The sequence below is a fragment of the Lysinibacillus sp. JNUCC-52 genome (assembly GCF_015999545.1).
In the GTDB taxonomy this organism is placed as follows: Bacteria; Bacillota; Bacilli; order Bacillales_A; family Planococcaceae; genus Lysinibacillus.
In genome coordinates this window covers 3,367,807-3,384,292 of record NZ_CP065546.1, presented here as the reverse complement: position 1 = coordinate 3,384,292, position 16,486 = coordinate 3,367,807, and the positions used below count along the sequence as shown (strand labels likewise).

Annotated in this window: 15 protein-coding genes; 1 reads left to right on the top strand and 14 read right to left on the bottom strand. The window is 35.8% G+C overall.

All coding sequences use genetic code 11. The features are described 5' to 3' along the window. Positions 1–25 precede the first annotated feature (25 nt). From JNUCC52_RS16680 to JNUCC52_RS16670, 3 genes are all read right to left on the bottom strand, one after another. The gene (locus JNUCC52_RS16680; RefSeq protein WP_337980377.1) at positions 26–721 is read right to left on the bottom strand and encodes a hypothetical protein; all 696 of its coding nucleotides are present in this window, start codon (positions 719–721) and stop codon (positions 26–28) included. A gap of 190 nt (positions 722–911) precedes the next feature. Further along, positions 912–1,106 carry a hypothetical protein gene (locus tag JNUCC52_RS16675; RefSeq protein WP_173479615.1) on the bottom strand — a complete coding sequence of 65 codons (195 nt, stop codon included), beginning with the start codon at positions 1,104–1,106 and terminating at the stop codon, positions 912–914. A 152-nt stretch (positions 1,107–1,258) separates the two neighbouring features. Next, positions 1,259–1,759: a YehS family protein gene (locus tag JNUCC52_RS16670; protein ID WP_337980376.1), complete on the bottom strand. Its 501-nt coding sequence runs from the start codon at positions 1,757–1,759 to the stop codon at positions 1,259–1,261. A 191-nt stretch (positions 1,760–1,950) separates the two neighbouring features. On the opposite strand from JNUCC52_RS16670, the gene JNUCC52_RS16665 reads away from it, so the two are divergent. After that, complete coding sequence (locus JNUCC52_RS16665; RefSeq protein ID WP_173479617.1) at positions 1,951–2,151, top strand: alpha/beta-type small acid-soluble spore protein; 201 nt, start codon at positions 1,951–1,953, stop codon at positions 2,149–2,151. A gap of 434 nt (positions 2,152–2,585) precedes the next feature. On the opposite strand, the gene JNUCC52_RS16660 is transcribed toward JNUCC52_RS16665, so the two are convergent. From JNUCC52_RS16660 to JNUCC52_RS16610, 11 genes are all read right to left on the bottom strand, one after another. Beyond that, positions 2,586–3,827, bottom strand: a complete 1,242-nt coding sequence (locus tag JNUCC52_RS16660; RefSeq protein ID WP_337980375.1) for an MFS transporter — start codon at positions 3,825–3,827, stop codon at positions 2,586–2,588. A gap of 61 nt (positions 3,828–3,888) precedes the next feature. Next, the gene (gene nikE / locus JNUCC52_RS16655; protein WP_337980374.1) at positions 3,889–4,710 is read right to left on the bottom strand and encodes a nickel import ATP-binding protein NikE; all 822 of its coding nucleotides are present in this window, start codon (positions 4,708–4,710) and stop codon (positions 3,889–3,891) included. A gap of 47 nt (positions 4,711–4,757) precedes the next feature. Continuing rightward, positions 4,758–5,567 carry a nickel import ATP-binding protein NikD gene (gene nikD / locus JNUCC52_RS16650; protein WP_337980373.1) on the bottom strand — a complete coding sequence of 270 codons (810 nt, stop codon included), beginning with the start codon at positions 5,565–5,567 and terminating at the stop codon, positions 4,758–4,760. Between the two features lie 16 nt (positions 5,568–5,583). Continuing rightward, positions 5,584–6,417, bottom strand: coding sequence for a nickel ABC transporter permease subunit NikC (gene nikC, locus JNUCC52_RS16645; RefSeq protein WP_337980372.1), 834 nt, complete (start codon positions 6,415–6,417; stop codon positions 5,584–5,586). Continuing rightward, the gene (gene nikB / locus JNUCC52_RS16640) at positions 6,414–7,358 is read right to left on the bottom strand and encodes a nickel ABC transporter permease subunit NikB (protein WP_337980371.1); all 945 of its coding nucleotides are present in this window, start codon (positions 7,356–7,358) and stop codon (positions 6,414–6,416) included. Before nikB ends, nikC begins: the two co-directional genes overlap by 4 nt. Before the next feature lie 17 nt (positions 7,359–7,375). Next, complete coding sequence (gene nikA / locus JNUCC52_RS16635; protein ID WP_337980370.1) at positions 7,376–9,007, bottom strand: nickel ABC transporter substrate-binding protein; 1,632 nt, start codon at positions 9,005–9,007, stop codon at positions 7,376–7,378. Between the two features lie 129 nt (positions 9,008–9,136). Beyond that, positions 9,137–10,090 (bottom strand): tRNA dihydrouridine synthase, encoded by a 954-nt coding sequence (locus JNUCC52_RS16630; protein WP_139860058.1) that lies wholly within the window; start codon positions 10,088–10,090, stop codon positions 9,137–9,139. A 402-nt stretch (positions 10,091–10,492) separates the two neighbouring features. Then, positions 10,493–12,439 (bottom strand): lipoteichoic acid synthase, encoded by a 1,947-nt coding sequence (ltaS, locus tag JNUCC52_RS16625; protein ID WP_337980369.1) that lies wholly within the window; start codon positions 12,437–12,439, stop codon positions 10,493–10,495. 483 nt (positions 12,440–12,922) lie between these two features. Next, complete coding sequence (locus JNUCC52_RS16620) at positions 12,923–13,768, bottom strand: methyl-accepting chemotaxis protein (RefSeq protein WP_173479625.1); 846 nt, start codon at positions 13,766–13,768, stop codon at positions 12,923–12,925. Positions 13,769–13,788: 20 nt separating this feature from the next. After that, positions 13,789–15,243: a benzaldehyde dehydrogenase gene (yfmT, locus tag JNUCC52_RS16615; RefSeq protein WP_173479626.1), complete on the bottom strand. Its 1,455-nt coding sequence runs from the start codon at positions 15,241–15,243 to the stop codon at positions 13,789–13,791. A 459-nt stretch (positions 15,244–15,702) separates the two neighbouring features. After that, the gene (locus tag JNUCC52_RS16610) at positions 15,703–16,485 is read right to left on the bottom strand and encodes a glucose 1-dehydrogenase (protein ID WP_173479627.1); all 783 of its coding nucleotides are present in this window, start codon (positions 16,483–16,485) and stop codon (positions 15,703–15,705) included. Between the last annotated feature and the right edge of the window lies 1 nt (position 16,486).

Here is a 16,486-nt window from a genome sequence, read left to right as displayed (position 1 = left end):
TCCGATTTTTTGCGGATAGCTTTTTTTACTGCCAACGCCGAATAGGCACCCTTTCCAACTCATAGCGCTTTATAATAATACTGATTTTTTGAAACCATTGTTCACATAACTCCATTGCTTCTTGATACGAATCATCTTCTTTAGATATTGCATCCTCCAATTCCAAAAAAGCATATTCAATAATCGGAGCAGTAATATTATCTACTACCAACTTTATAGCTAAGTGTGAAACCTCCTCTATTTCCTCCGATTCATCCTCGTCCATATCCTCTTCCTCTCCTAAAGAGCGATGGTCTTCCTCTAGTAAAGATTCATTAAATAATCCATTACTTGTTATCGCAATAATATGACCGTCTTCCATTATGGCTACTTCATAAATTTCATTAAATTGGACTTCCTTCTTGGTCAACTCCGCTTCCCAATCTTCTTTCATCGCCACTAATAATGTTTTTGTATGCTCATTTAGCAATAACGCCTGTAAACCGTTATTGGCGATTGTGCTATGTGTATGGGGGATATTGTTTAACTCTTCTTCACTTGCTCTTTTAAGCTCTGTCATTAATTTATAAGTATGATATTTCCATTTAATATAACGAATTGTCGCGACTGTGACTAAAGCAATGCCAATTAAGAAATAGGTTTTTTTAATGAGTATAGCTTCCATTGCATTTGCTAAAAACAAATAAATTATACCTAACAATAGTAGAAAGACTGTTTTCATTATTATTCCACCCTCAATATGAATAATAGATAGGAAAATACAACTTTATATTAGAAATCTTATTCAGTCATCTCTCTTTTCATTCTTCATTTAAATAGCTGAACAATACAAAAAAGCAGCAACACGTGATAAAACGTGTCGCTGCTCAGCTAGTAATAAACACTTACCCCTAAATGTTTATTAAAGAAAATCATGTAAATTGTGTTACGAGTAACACAGATGGAATAAAGGATAGAGCAAAAACAAACATATACCATACTGAAGTACGGCGTAATGAAAAACGAACTTTTTTGTGTTCTGCATAAAAAATATCTAACATGATAGCTACTATTAATGGAATACTAATGCAAGAAACAACAATTAAAATAAGATCAAAAAATATCATAAAAGCACCCCTCTGTTCATGAACATTTCTTTTCCCTTTTGTGACAGCTTTGTGTCAATTCAAGTGTACACAATTTCGTCACATATTGCAATGGATAAAAGAAAAAAATGGTACTTTTACAATATATTTTTTATTTATGGAATGTTTGTTTCTTAGTCTCTATATTTATATGTTAATCCCTTTAAAAAATTCCTTACAAATCGATCACCGCATTCTTTGTAGTTACGATGGCTAGGATTTCTTAAAATTGCACCGAGTTCCCCTTTCGATACAGACACGCCACCTTCATATAAAATATCCAGCATATCCTCGGTAGTTAAAGCCATTGCAATTTTCACTTTTTTCATTAGCATATTATTCGGGCTTTCATTTCCTGTCACTGCTGGAGGTCCTTCTGGTTGCCCTTGTTTAGATTGTTGGGCACCACGTTTAAATGTAATTAAACCATTTAGAAATGCCTCTACCATTTTGTTATTACATTTGATGTAATTTTCAGGAATGTCCTCTTCTGCTTCATCTTTAACTTTTATAAGCATGTTTAATATATCTTCTTTTGAAAACTTCATACCACCTAGCTTAAAAATTTCCACCATATCCGTATTTTTAATATCTAGTGCATATCGTAAACGAATTAAAATATCATTATTCGTCATATCAAAACCTCCTTGATCTTCTAGCTAATCCTTAATTTTAAGAGCCAGGATTTATTATAACAGAGTAAATTGCATTTTTAGCTGCTTTCCTGTTATTCCTAACTATAGTATATAGTTTGCACATTTCCTTCTTTTAAAATGTATGAAAAACATGCTTGCGACCATTCTAATAGCACAAGGAGGTGAGAAAAATGGCTAATAACAATCGAAGTTCAAATAAGCTCCAAGTACCTGGCGTACAAGAAGCTGTCAATCAAATGAAATATGAAATTGCACAAGAATTCGGCGTACAACTTGGGCCAGATGCTTCTTCTCGCGCTAATGGTTCAGTTGGTGGCGAAATCACAAAACGACTAGTAGAAATGGCTGAAAAAAGAGCAAAAGGTTACTAAATTAAAAAAAGTGCCAGTCACTAAAACAATTCTGAATTGTTTTAGTGACTGGCACTTAATTTTATTTTTTACTTTTCTTCGCTCCGTTAATCATAACAATAACGAAGACTAATAAAAGAATAAGTAACGCACCTATAATTACGTATCCGACCATACTAGTTATACCCAAAACGTTGTTGCTCCTTCCCATACGTAAAGTGGAACAAAATTTTTTCGCTATGCATGAAATTGATAAAATTCCACCACTTTAGTTTACCTATTTAAAATACCCTTCTACTTCTATTTCTTCAACTAAACTGCTCTATTACTATAATAATTTTACCAACTACAGCGTTATTTTAATTCACATTAATTTCATTTTTCCCGATAAACGTAAATTATAATCTTTCACTTATACTAAATAGGTATACATTTCCCTTATGAGGTCGTAGTTCTCAACGCTTTTCTTTAAAGAACAACACGCCAAACAAACCAATAATGGAGAAAATAACTGGCGCAAAAAATCCATAGTAATAGCCATTAGCTAAATTACCTGTAGTAGATTGAAAATAATCCAATAAATATCCGAAAATAATCGGTAGTAAGACAGCACTTAAAAAACCACCTGTATTCGCAAACCCTGAAACTATACCCGCTTCATTTAACGGGAATGATTGTCGTACAGCCGCAAACGTTAGGGCACTTGCACCGTATCCAAAGCCTATAATAAAAAATAATAGCATGAGCAGAAACAAGGAAGGATACCCTTTGAATAGTAAGAACGAACACCATCCGAGTAAAACGATAATATGAACGATTATATATGGCTTTTTTATTGTTTCTACCTTACTTGATATCCAACTAGTTAAAGGTGCTCCAATAAGTGCCCCAATAAGACCTACCATAATGAATTGACTTGCATCCGAACGTGTCATGTCATACATATTCGTCCCATATGGTACAGCCCAAGAGCTAATAAACCCTACATAGCCACCTACAACACCGAAATGACAAAAAAATAGAGCCCATGCTTGCGGATGTGAAAATATTCTTTTCACTAAAACAAATGGTTTTTCTCGTTGCCCCTCTGCTGTGACCAATACTTGCTCATCCTTAAAAAGTAATTTCGGCTTTTTTACAAGTACAAAATAAAGAACAATGCCACATATACATAATAATAACCCCGCTGAGAAAAATGCTGCTCTCCAACCAAGTAAATCTATCCATTCGGAGAAAGGAACTGTCGCTAATAAAAAACCAAGGCTCCCTGTCATGCCTGCTATGCCAATTAACCGAACAAATTCCTTTCGATAAAACCATTGAGCTAAAATAAGCACCATATTAACCCATATGGTCGCATCCCCTATTCCCGTAAGTATTCTGGAAAAGAATAAGACAAATTCGTGGGTACCAAAACTATAAATAATTGTGCCGAAACCTGTGAGCGTCGCACCAATAATTAAGAAAAAATTCGGGCCATAACGATCAGCTAAAATCCCCATTGGAATTTGCAAACTCGTATATACAAAAAATTGTATACTCGTTAACAAGCCAATCGTTGATGCTGTGACGTGAAAATCACGCATTAATTGTTCTGTAATTAATCCAGGAGCTGTTCGCTGACTTGCCATTAACAAATACGTAAACAATACAACAACAAATACAATCCACCTGTATTTGCTATTTTGTTTGTCCATTAAATCTACTCCTATTGGCTTTTACTAAAATATATGAAAAAGTGCCAGTCACTAAAACAATTTAGAATTGTTTTAGTGACTGGCACCGATGTTGTGGATGCTCAGGCAGCATAGAGCCTATCATTTCCTTTACAACAGGGTGATCTGCAGTAAAAAATTGTTGTTTTGATGTATATAAATCGACTAATTGTCCTTTTTCTAATACTCCTAATGTATCACTAATTGCACAGGCAGCTTTAATATCATGTGTAATAAAAAAATAAGATAATCCAAAATCCTTTTTGAGGTCTCTAAGCAACCCTAAAATAAGCGTTTGATTCACCATATCTAGACTACTGACAGATTCGTCCAAAACAATTAGCTTTGGTTTAAGTGAAAGGGCCCTTGCTATATTAATACGTTGCAATTGGCCACCACTAAACTGATGTGGATATTTTTTTAAATCGTTTTCACTAAGCCCTACCCTTTCCAATAATTCAATAACCAATCGCCTTTGCTCAGCTATTGTAAGCTTTTCATAATTTTCAAGCGGTTCTGCTATAATACGTTCTGCCGTCATTCGAGGGTTAACGGACGAGTAAGAGTCTTGAAAAACAGCTTGTAAATTTCGGCGAATTTTTTGACGAGTATGCTTATCTGCTGTGTAAATATCATACCCTTGAAACAGTACTTGTCCATATTGTGGCCGTTCCAAACCAAGAATCACCTTTCCTAAAGTACTTTTACCAGCACCACTCGTCCCGAGCATGCCTAAGCAAATGCCCTCATTAATTGAAAGCGATATACTAGAAAGTACTTTTTTAGGACGATTGTTCCACTTGAAAAAGGTGCGGAATTCGAATCCATAGCTATGTGATACATCTTTTACTTGTAATAAACTCATGTTTCACCCCTCTTAAATGTCCATCATTATTCATTCAAGAACCAAACTTATTCATCTAAATGAAAAATTGATCGCGCATTTAATAGCCTCTTCGTGTAGTCAGACTGTGGCTTATTAAATAATTGGAACACATCAGCCTGTTCGACTATTTTGCCGTTTTGCATAACTACTACTTCATCGGCCATTTCTGAAATAACACCTAAATCATGAGAAATTAATAAAATCGCTGAGCCATATTCAGACCGAATTTGATCTAAATGATGCAATACCTTCTTCTGATTGTTTACATCAAGAGCAGTTGTTGGTTCATCTGCAATAATAACAGCTGGGTGTAAGCATGCAGCAGTAGCAATCATCACCCTCTGCAACATACCGCCACTTAATTGAAAAGGATACAGTTTTAAAATATTTACAGGATTAGGTAAGTTCACATGTTGCAAAGCCTCAATAGCAAGCTCTCTAGCTTGTTTTTTACTCCACTTTGTATGAGAGCGTATTGTTTCAATTAGCTGATGACCGATAGTAAAAACAGGTGTAAAAGCATTCATAGGATTTTGCATAATAAATGCTATATCCTTACCACGTATTTTTCGCATTTCTTTCTCATTTAAGCCATTCAGTTCTCTTCCTTGTAGTGCAACGCTCCCAACAATGGTAGTTGTCTTCTTATCCAAAAGTTGAAGAATAGACATACTGGTGATTGTTTTACCGCTTCCACTTTCCCCAACAAGTCCAAGTATTCTCCCGCGATTCAATTCAAAATTTATATCTCGAACGAGGATAGCATCGCCATTTTGGGTTTTAACTTTGACATATAAATTTTTTACATCTAATACCTTGCTTTGTTCAGCTTCCAAACCTTCTCATTCCTTTTTAAAATCTTCGTTTAATACCGTAACGTTCCGCTAAAGCTTCTCCTAATACATTAAAAGTAATTATCACAAGCATAATGCTCAAGCCTGGATACAGCATTAATTCAGGATTTGTCCGAATATATGCTTTGCCCTCATGAATCATCGCTCCCCATTCTGGTAAAGGAGGTTGTACCCCAAAGCCTAAAAAGGATAGCGCCGATATGTCGATAATAGCCCAGCCAATTTCTAATGTACCAATTACTACTAGTGGCGGAAGAACATTAGGAATAATATGCTTTTTAATTATTTTTGGTTGCGAAGAGCCACTAATTTTTGCAGCTGCAACAAAGTTCTGCTCCTTCAGACTAAGGACCATTCCTCGGAAAATTCGGGCGTAATAAACCCATTGCACAAGCATTAACGCTAAAATTACTTGTGGGAGACCTGGGCCAAATATGCCCACTAAGCCAAGAATAAGAATGAGATTGGGAAATGCCAAAATACCATCACATAATCTCATCAATATATAGTCGATCCATCCGCCCTTATAACCTGAAATGGTTCCTACTATTAAACCAATAACTAATGAAGAAATAAAAATAAGAATAGCAAAGCCCAATGAAATGCGGGCACCATATAATATCCGTGACAAGTTACATCTTCCTAAATGATCTGTTCCTAACGGAAACTGCCAAGATGGTGATTGTAGCTTAAAAGCTAAATTAACCGCAACAGGATCATTTGGTGCTATCCAAGGAGCTAAGATTGAGATAATAAATAGGATAGCTAACATAATTGAACAAATAGTAATTGCTTTCTGATGTTTCAACAATGTACGTATTCTTATTCTCATTGAAGACGCCCTTCTTTCCTTGAAATACGGGGGTCAATATACATTTGAATAAGGTCTACGATTAAATTGCTAATAATAAATAAACAAGCGGCAATTAATACATAGCACTGAATAATCGGTATATCACGATTTAAGATTGCTTCAATAAAATAGCGACCAAACCCTGGCCAAGAAAACACCGTTTCAACGATAATTGCACCAGTTAAAAGTTTTCCAAGATTTATTCCTAATCCAGTAATCATTGGAGAAATCGCAATCCTTAAAACATGCTTTGCCATAATGATTGTTTCTTTTATCCCCCTCGTCCGAGCGAATAATACATATGGCTCCTGTAAATTTTCTAATACACTTGCACGCAACAGCCTTGTATACATCGCCACTAAAGGGACAGCTAATGTAATGGAGGGCAGAACAAGATGCTGCCATGTCCCAATGCCCTCCACTGGAAATAGATTCAGTTTGACAGAAAAGAAAAAAATCAATATATATCCTAGCCAAAAAGAAGGAATCGATGCTCCCATATACGAAAGTAAGCGACTAATATAATCAATCACGCTGTTCTTCTTTACACCCGCTAAGAACCCAAGTGGAACACTGCACACCACCGCTATTAATAAACTTCCTAGAGCTAGCTGAAGAGTGGCTGGTATTTTAGATGTAACCTCGTCCCAAACAGGCATTTTCGAAACATATGAGTTACCAAAATCCAGCTGAATTATTTTTATAATAGAGTTTATATACTGTTTATAAAATGGTTGATCTAAGCCAAATTCTTGTCTTTTTTGAGCTAATATTTCATCTGTTGGTTGAATATGAGCTGCTGCTAAATACGCCTCAGCAGGATCCACAGGCGAAAGGTGGATCATTCCAGATGTAAGAAGAGTAGCCAAAAGAAAAACGGGAATAATCGACGTAATTCGTTTAAGTATATAAGTACCCATCAAATCCCCCTAGCTCACTATTTAATGATAATTCCTGTGAATGGGTGCTCGTCTCGATTAGCAGGGAATGTGAAGTCTGAGACGTTCTTTTGATAGACCGCTGTCTGGCTTAAATAGGAAATAGGAACAAGAGCTCCTTGATCTTGTAGAGATGATAAAATAGCTGCGTATAATTGTTGACGCTCTTTTTCATCTGTAGTTTTAGGAACTTCTGTCATTTGTTTTAGCAATTCATCTTTGTTCGGATAAGCAGATATGGCTTCACTAAATCCAAAGCCTTCTGTTGCGACAATATTAATAAATGTATGCGGATCATAAGGAGCACCATAGTTACTAAAGAAATTAATTGCAAAATTATTATCTTTGAATCTTTGAATTTGTTCTGCCAATTCTAGCGGCACAATATTTAATTTCACACCGATGGCAGTCCATTCTGATTGCAGCGTTTCCGCCATTACTTTTTGAATCGTTTCCGCAGAATTGTACATTATTTCCACTTCAAGCTGTTGTCCATCTTTTTCTCGGATTGTTTTGCCCTCTGGAAGGATCCAGCCTGCTTCGTCTAATAAAGACTTGGCTTTTTCAACATCATATTGAATCGACTTCACTTCAATGTTGGATGTATACGGAAAATTCGTTGATAAAATACGATCTGCTACTTTTTCTAAACCTGAGGAAATTCCTTCAACCATTAATTCTTTATTAAACCCATAATGTAAAGCCTGGCGAACACGCTCATCAGACAGCTGCTCTACCTTTGTATTCATCACCAATAATCTCGTTGCAACTGGCTCTGAAATACTAGTGTTATATTTACCAGTCGATTGTAATTGTAAGAAGGAATCTAAACTAATAACCCCTTCACCGAAAATTAAATCTACCTCACCTTTTTCAAAGGCAAGTACCCTTGTTTCTGTATCAGGAATGACTTTCACCATTATTTTCTCCACTTTTGGCTTTTCACCCCAATAATTGTCGTTCCGTTTGTACACTGCATACTCATCAACCTTATGTTCATCCAAAATCCACGGGCCAGTACCTATTGCTTGCTCAACACCTTTTGAAGTATCGGAATCTTTCGGGAATCCAGCCTCAGCTAAAAAGCGAACAGGTCGAACGACGGCTAATTCCTGGATTGTTGGATAATACGGCTCGGTTAATGTTATTTGAAACGTATTTTCGTCCTTTACGTCCGTACGCTCTATTTTAGAAAGAAAACCCAACCAACTATGTAATTGGAGATTGTTCATAATCGTATCAAAATTCTTTTTCACAATTTCTGCATTAAAATCTGATCCATCAGAAAACTTTACGTCTTTACGAAGTTGAAATGTATAAACTTTTCCATCTTCAGACACATCCCACGCCTCGGCAAGATGCGGTTTTAACTCACCACCGCTTTGATAGCTTACTAATGGTTCATACACCATCGACTGGGCAAATAATTGAGTAGGGTTATAAACATGTGGATTCATTTCACCTACATCTCTTGGCCAAGCCATCGTCAGTATATTTTTTACCTCTTCGCTCTTACCCGTTGCAGGTGTAGTCTCCTCATTAGCTTTTGTACAACCAAACAATACTGTTGACAGCAACAAAATAAACAAAGATGTTAAAAAAACTCCCGATTTATTTATTGCACAAAGCATTAAAATTACCTCCTCATTGATATTGATAATCATTATCAATTATATATTAAAAACGTGATTTTTTGTCAAGAAAAAAAAGGTGCCAGTCACTCAAACAATTCAAAATTGTTTGAGTGACTGGCACACGTTTTATTCAAACCTATCAAGCAATGCGCGTACTTCATCTGTTGTCTTTGTATTCATCAATTGATTTCTTAATTCGCTCGCTCCGCGGAATCCTTTAACATAGATTTTGAAGAAGCGATGTAGTGCTGTAACTGAACGTGGTAGCTCCTCCGAATATTTGTCTTGAAGATCAAGCTGTAATCTTAAAAGATCTAAATATTCCTTACTACTATGTTCTTTCGGCTCTTTTTCAAAAGCAAACGGATTTTTAAAAATACCTCGACCAATCATAACCCCATCAACACCATATTGTTCAACAAGCTTCATGCCCGTTTCACGGTCAGGAATGTCCCCATTGATTGTTAGAAGTGTATTAGGTGCAATATCATCGCGCAATTTCTTTATTTCTGGAATTAGCTCCCAGTGAGCGTCTACTTGACTCATTTCTTTTCTCGTACGAAGATGGATAGAAAGATTGGCAATATCTTGCTTTAAAATATGTGTTAGCCATTCTTTCCACTCATCTACTTCAGTGAAACCTAGTCTTGTTTTTACACTTACAGGCAGGCCGCCCGCTTTAGCTGCTTCGATTAGCTCCGCAGCAACGTCTGGGCGTAAAATTAGACCGCTACCCTTTCCTCTCGTTGCCACATTTGGTACAGGACAGCCCATGTTAATGTCTACGCCTTTGAAGCCTAGCTCTGCCATTCCAATACTCATTTGACGGAAATATTCAGGATTGTCTCCCCATATATGTGCAACCATTGGCTGTTCATCTTCAGTGAAAAGTAGACGACCTCGCACACTTTTCTGACCCTCAGGGTGGCAATAGCTATCCGAGTTAGTAAACTCTGTGAAAAATACATCTGGTCTACCTGCTTTACTTACTACATGACGAAACACGACATCTGTCACATCTTCCATTGGTGCAAGTACAAAAAATGGTCGCGGTAAATCCCGCCAAAAATTATCTGTCATATCCTTCAAATCCTCTCATAATGGGAGACACTATTCCATTCTGCTCCCTATAATGCTTCTACTTGTTACACAGTTATGCCATGTTGTAAGTTCAAGTAGGCAAGTCATTATTATAGTATAACCTAGCTTTTTTAATTTATCTTCACACAGATTCATCTTTAACTAGATTTTCATTTTGATTTATTTTGATACTTAGAAATAAAAGCAGATAGCCAATTAGAAATGCATGTTTGCACTTTTAAACCGTCTGCTTTTTATGCTTTCACGAAAATTAAAATAGGAAGAGCCCCGTGTGTATTCATATAAAAAAGGGCCATTCAAGTAGACGGGAAGATATCCTAAAGCAGTCTTATTATAAACGCTTTAATATCTAATACCTCTTCTTGAACTGCCCTCTAGTCATTATTTAGATTCTACACTCTCATCTTTGTTGTAGTTAAACTTAGACGGATCTACTGGCGTGAATCCTGTAGGTGTATAAAATCTCAATAAATCTCCATTCACTACTTTATCAGATAAGCCTAATTTAAAGTCTACTTCTTTTTTCATAGCTTTCGCAGACTCTAATTGACTATCATCTAATAGTAAACCTGTTTTGTTATCATAATATTTTTCATTAATTGAATAAATCGAAGGACTTACAAAATCACCATTTCTAAATGGTACAATTTCATTGTGCTCTTCTGATAATAAGTCTGAACCAAATTGAACATAGTTTTGCGTATCAATTCCAAGTAAGTGTAATAATGTTGGAAGAAGGTCAGTTTGTCCACCATAAGTATGGTTTGTTTCACCTTGCATTCCTGGCACATGGATGAATAGTGGTACGCGTTGTAAATTAGCACTTTCATATGGTGTAATTTCTTTACCCATAACTTGTTCCATCGCCGCATTATGATTATCTGAAATACCATAATGGTCCCCATAAAGAACAATCATCGTATTATCGTATAAGCCTGATTCTTTTAGTTGATTGAACATCTGCTCGATTGCTTCATCTGCATAACGTGCAGTTTGGAAATAATTATCTACACTTGCATCTCCAGTAGTAGCTTTATCGATTGTTACTAAGTCTTGATTCATTTTATATGGATAGTGATTCCCTACCGTAATTAACTTTGTATAAAACGGTTGTGGTAAAGAACTTAAAAGACTTTGAGATTGTTCAAAGAATGGTTTATCTAATAAACCATATTCAGCCATGTTATCTGAAGAGGCTGTATCATAATAACTAGCATCATAAAACTTGTCGAAGCCAAATGATTTATAAATGACATTTCGGTTCCAGAAGCTTCCGTTGTTGCCGTGGAAGACAGCTGAAGTATAACCATAATTTTTTAAAATACTTGGTGCTGCTTGGTACGTATTTTGTGCTTTCGTAATATAAGCAGAACCTTGTGGTAATCCGAATAAAGAGTTTTCTAACATAAATTCCGCATCAGATGTTTTACCTTGTCCTGTTTGATGGAAGAAATTATCAAAGTACAATGTATTTTGATCTTTTGCTAATGAATTTAAAAATGGTGTAACTTCTTGACCATTTAATTTATAGTCGATTAGGAAGTTTTGGAATGATTCTAAATGTAAATAGATAACGTTCATTCCTTTTGCCGCACCAAAATATTTTGGATTAGGGTTGGCATAGTTAGATTTTGTATAGTTAATTACTTCTGTAATATCACTACTATCTGCCAATGCTCTCTCTGAAGATGCCTTCATCGTTTCTACTGTGTCATAAATAGTGTAGTTATACATTCCTAGATATTTCACAATATAGTTTCTATCAAAACCACGAGATAACAGTTGCGGACGACTAGATTCCGCTAATCCTAAATTTACAACTGATACAACTAACGCAAAAGCAATAATTGCGAATGCTTTTTTGTATTCAACACGAGTTGTTTCTTTTCCTACTTTTCTTGAGAAACGTAGGAATATCATGACCAATACATCGACAAAGAACAAAATATCATAAGGTTTTAATAAAGAAAGAATACTACCACCTAAATCGCCAAAGTTCTGTGTTTGGAAGATTGTCGGTAATGTAATGAAATCACTAAAGAATCTGTAATAAACAACATTTGCATATAAAAGAATAGACATAAGCGTGTAAATTACAACGAGTGAAGTATATTTTTTCTTTCCTTTAAATAAAAATGAGAACCCTAGGAATAGCATTGCTGAACCTAGCGGATTTAATAGTAAAAGGAAATGTTGAAGTGCTCCTTCTACACCTAAATCAAACTGTGCTGTTTGAGTGATATATGTTTTAACCCATAACATTAAAACAGCTAATATATAAATCCCTAAAAATTTGTTTATAAAGTTTTTACTTACTAGATTTTTCATTTTTGCACCTACCTATTACTTATTTAAAATTAATCTAGATTAGATTATAAGTATAAATTTCGGAAAATTATTACTTCACTATAGCTTTTTTTCGGCAGCTAATGTATAATACTCCCGTTTTCATACTTCTGTCAAGTTGTAGACGATATTGCAAGTGAATAAGTTTCGTCCCTCACTATTACTGGAAACCCTGCCATAAAAACACCCCGCAAACGTTAGTTTTTACTAACATTTGCGGGGGTAAATTTCCCTTTTCATCTCGCTTATATTCAACCACTCCACAGCCTCATACTATGTGTTGGTAGTTTCAGTTGGTCAAATTCCTGCTATAGTAAAACTGAGCTTTTTTTATCATCAAATAATTTTTCTACAGGTAATTACGTTTTTCACAATTCATATATTAAACAGCAGCATATGGGATAATGAAAAAAGATTAAAGACACGCTCTTCCTTGAGCACATCTTTAATCTTTAAAATTTCTCTCTATTTTTTTTCCTTATCGTATAAAATCTCTTCAGCAAATTGTGCTAATTGTTGAGCTTTCAAGCTTATTTCTTGAATCGTTGAAGAAAACTCGTAGATTGAACCCGATTGCGTATCTGTTAATGTGTTGACTTCTGCAAATGATTGATTTAACACTTTTAGAAGCTGTTGAATATTTTTTGTAATATGATTAATTTGATCTGCATTTTGCTTCGAATTTGTAGCAAGCTTACGTATTTCATCGGCCACTACTGCAAATCCTTTACCCTGTTCGCCTGCACGTGCAGCCTCAATTGCCGCATTTAAACCTAATAAATTACTCTGATCTGAAATTCCTTTGACTACAGAAGAAATCTGACCAATTTCCTCCGCACTTGAACTCACATCTTTCATTGAAGAGGTCATATCTTTCACGCGGTCGGATAAATTGCCTACTGAGCCACTAATTTCTTCAATAGAAGCGGCCGTTTGCTCTACAATCGCAGAGAAACTTTCAGCCATTTCAAATAGTTTATGAGCTTTTTCCAAACTTGTTCCAATGCCTACCCCACCAATTACTTTCCCAGTACTATCGTGAAGCGGGATAGCTCTTGCAACAAGTGGGAAGCCGAATAATTCTTTCGGTATAACTGCTGATAAAGATTTATTCGCTTTAATCGCATTTGTGATGACATCACCTTCAACAAGTGGATCCCCTGGCGTAACATTTAAAGCGAATGTCTTCGCTGGAATATTAATGATTAGTTTCTCAGTATCGTAAATGCCTACCGTAATATCGTCTTGAATAAGCCCGTTTAACAAAGGAGCTACTTTAATAAACGCACTAATTACATCTGCTTCTTGCATATTTTCCGACCCCTTTGTCCTTAATAAGGTAAAATTCTTTTGCTATAGTTTACAGAAATCCATTTTAAAGTTGTAAACTCCTCAAGGCTCCATTCTCCGTTTAAGCGACCGATACCTGATTGTTTTTCGCCACCAAATGCAACATTTGGTTCATCATTAATTGTTAAATCATTTACATGAATCATACCTGTATGTACTTTCTTAGCCATTTCTACACCACGTTCAAGGTTAGCCGTATGAATTGCACCGCTTAATCCAAAACGAGTATCATTTGCGATTTGAATAGCTTCTTCTTCCGTTTCGAATGGAATAACACAAACAACTGGGCCAAATAGCTCTTCTTGTGCCACACTCATGTCTGTTGTTACATCTGCTAAAATCGTTGGCTCTACCATTCTACCTTTAATATTACCTTTAATAACGGCTTTCGCACCTTCAGCAATGCCTTTTTCAATCATTGCTTCTAGGTTAGCTGCTTGGCGATCATTAATGACTGGGCCAATGATTGTTTCAGGATCTCTTGGATCACCAACTTTCAGTGAAGAAACTTTCGCTACATACTTGTCAAGGAACTCATTGTAGATCGATTTCTGCACTAAAATGCGGTTTGCTGACATACAAATTTGCCCTTGGTGTGTGAATCGACTAAATGTCGCAGCACCAACTGCGTAATCCATATCTGCATCTTCTAATACGATAAATGCACTATTGCCACCTAACTCTAATAATGGCTTTTTGAAATTTTTAATCGCTACTTGACCAATGTAACTTCCTACCTTTGTTGAGCCTGTGAAGGAAATAATTCTTGGAATTGGATGCTCAACAAATGCATCCCCGATTTCATTAATATCCGTTACAACAACATTCATTAATCCTTTTGGGACACCAGCTTCTTCAAAAATCTTTCCAATTAATGTTCCACCTGTAATAGGTGTATCTTCATGAGGTTTTAATACAACAGCGTTCCCAGCACCTAATGCAGGTGCTACAGATTTCATCGATAAAAAGAATGGGAAGTTAAATGGACTAATGACGCCAACAACGCCTGCTGGAATGCGATATAGTCTGTTTTCTACATCATCGATTGTTGAAGGTAAAATCTTACCTTCCATACGAATTGGGAATGTTGCAGCCTCTTTAATAATATTCTTAACAAGACCAATTTCAAAAGCAGCCTTTAATCTTGTCCCACCTAATTCATCCATAATAATCGATGTAATGGCCTCTTCGTTTTCTTCAATATATTTCACTGCATTTTCAAGAATATCACGCTTTTTATATGGGTTTACTTTATCCCATTCTTGCTTCGCTTGTTGCGCGGCTTGATATGCATAATCAATATCAGAAACGTTTGCTAATTTAAATTCTGTTATGACTTCATCTGAATAGGGATTTATGTCATGTAAAAGGCTATTACTTTGTCCTTCTCTCCATTCCCCACCTATAAATTGATTTCCTAAATTTTTAATATCCATTTTATAACCTCCAAGTTTAATCGACGTGTGTAATACAAATATCGACAAATATTTAGAAAAATTTATAAAATAACAAAAATTTTGTAGGTTTTTCTTTCTAATTACAGCTTACTCATATTATGCTTTGTCCCTATTTTTAAAATTCCCCATCTACAAAAAGGACCTTATCGTTTTAAATTTCTTTTCTTTATATAATCTGTTTTACTCATTACATTTGACCCAAAGTCACTCAAATTGGTAATGAAAGGCGCTCCTTACTCATCTTACTGATAGCCCAAAATAGCTCCGTCTCCGTACATACGGCGAATATCTGACTATCTGTATTTATTGTTAGTTAGCATTTATTTCAGTATTTCGATGCCTCGCTAAAACAATTTAAAAAAGAGAAAGGTGAAATTGAACGTAGTCAATTTCACCTTTCTTACTATTGGAGATTGCTATCGTAGCTCTCCACCATCATTAGTATTTATAAGATTGTCCACCATCGATTGGCACTACAACACCATTAATGAAGTTTGCTTGGTTTGAAAGAAGGAAGGCAACTAAGTAACCAACTTCTTCTGGTTTACCGAAGCGGCGCATTGGGTTTGGTTTAACGAATTCTTTCCCTACCTCTTCCCAATTATCTCCACCAATTTGACGTAAAGAGCCCTCAACCATTGGTGTCATTATGGCACCTGGTGCGATTGCTTTAATTGAAACGCCAAATTGTCCATATTCGATTGCCGAGTTACGTGTTAATCCGACAACACCATGTTTAGACGCTGCGTAGCCTGATTGATTTCCAACACCGCGAATACCGCCTACAGATGCTGTATTGACAATTGACCCTGATCCTTGTTCTTTCATTACTTTTAAAACGTATTTCATACCGTAGAAAACACCATTTAAGTTAATTGACACAACTTTTTGGAACTCATCAATCCCAAAGTCTTCTGTTAGATTTTGTTTTCCTTCGATACCTGCATTGTTAAAGAAACCGTCAATTTTGCCGAACTTCTCAACAGTCGCATCAACAAAATCTTTGACAGCATTTTCATCTGCTACGTTTGCTGCAATTAATAACAGTTCAGCCTGTGGTGAAACGGCTAACACTTTTTCTTCAGTTTCTTTTAAACCTGCTTCATTCAAGTCGACTAATACTAGTTTAGCACCTTCTTCTGCTAATTGAAGTGTTGCTGCTTGTCCAAGACCAGATCCTGCACCTGTTACGATGACTACTTTCTCTTCAAAACGTTTCATA

Bases quoted from the DNA above. Each gene is read 5' to 3' on its own strand.
- JNUCC52_RS16680 (WP_337980377.1), bottom strand. From the start codon at position 721: ATGAAAACAGTCTTTCTACTATTGTTAGGTATAATTTATTTGTTTTTA.
- JNUCC52_RS16675 (WP_173479615.1), bottom strand. From the start codon at position 1,106: ATGATATTTTTTGATCTTATTTTAATTGTTGTTTCTTGCATTAGTATT.
- JNUCC52_RS16670 (WP_337980376.1), bottom strand. From the start codon at position 1,759: ATGACGAATAATGATATTTTAATTCGTTTACGATATGCACTAGATATT.
- JNUCC52_RS16665 (WP_173479617.1), top strand. From the start codon at position 1,951: ATGGCTAATAACAATCGAAGTTCAAATAAGCTCCAAGTACCTGGCGTA.
- JNUCC52_RS16660 (WP_337980375.1), bottom strand. From the start codon at position 3,827: ATGGACAAACAAAATAGCAAATACAGGTGGATTGTATTTGTTGTTGTA.
- nikE (WP_337980374.1), bottom strand. From the start codon at position 4,710: ATGAGTTTATTACAAGTAAAAGATGTATCACATAGCTATGGATTCGAA.
- nikC (WP_337980372.1), bottom strand. From the start codon at position 6,417: ATGAGAATAAGAATACGTACATTGTTGAAACATCAGAAAGCAATTACT.
- nikB (WP_337980371.1), bottom strand. From the start codon at position 7,358: ATGGGTACTTATATACTTAAACGAATTACGTCGATTATTCCCGTTTTT.
- nikA (WP_337980370.1), bottom strand. From the start codon at position 9,007: ATGCTTTGTGCAATAAATAAATCGGGAGTTTTTTTAACATCTTTGTTT.
- JNUCC52_RS16630 (WP_139860058.1), bottom strand. From the start codon at position 10,090: ATGACAGATAATTTTTGGCGGGATTTACCGCGACCATTTTTTGTACTT.
- ltaS (WP_337980369.1), bottom strand. From the start codon at position 12,439: ATGAAAAATCTAGTAAGTAAAAACTTTATAAACAAATTTTTAGGGATT.
- JNUCC52_RS16620 (WP_173479625.1), bottom strand. From the start codon at position 13,768: ATGCAAGAAGCAGATGTAATTAGTGCGTTTATTAAAGTAGCTCCTTTG.
- yfmT (WP_173479626.1), bottom strand. From the start codon at position 15,243: ATGGATATTAAAAATTTAGGAAATCAATTTATAGGTGGGGAATGGAGA.
- JNUCC52_RS16610 (WP_173479627.1), bottom strand. From the start codon at position 16,485: ATGAAACGTTTTGAAGAGAAAGTAGTCATCGTAACAGGTGCAGGATCT.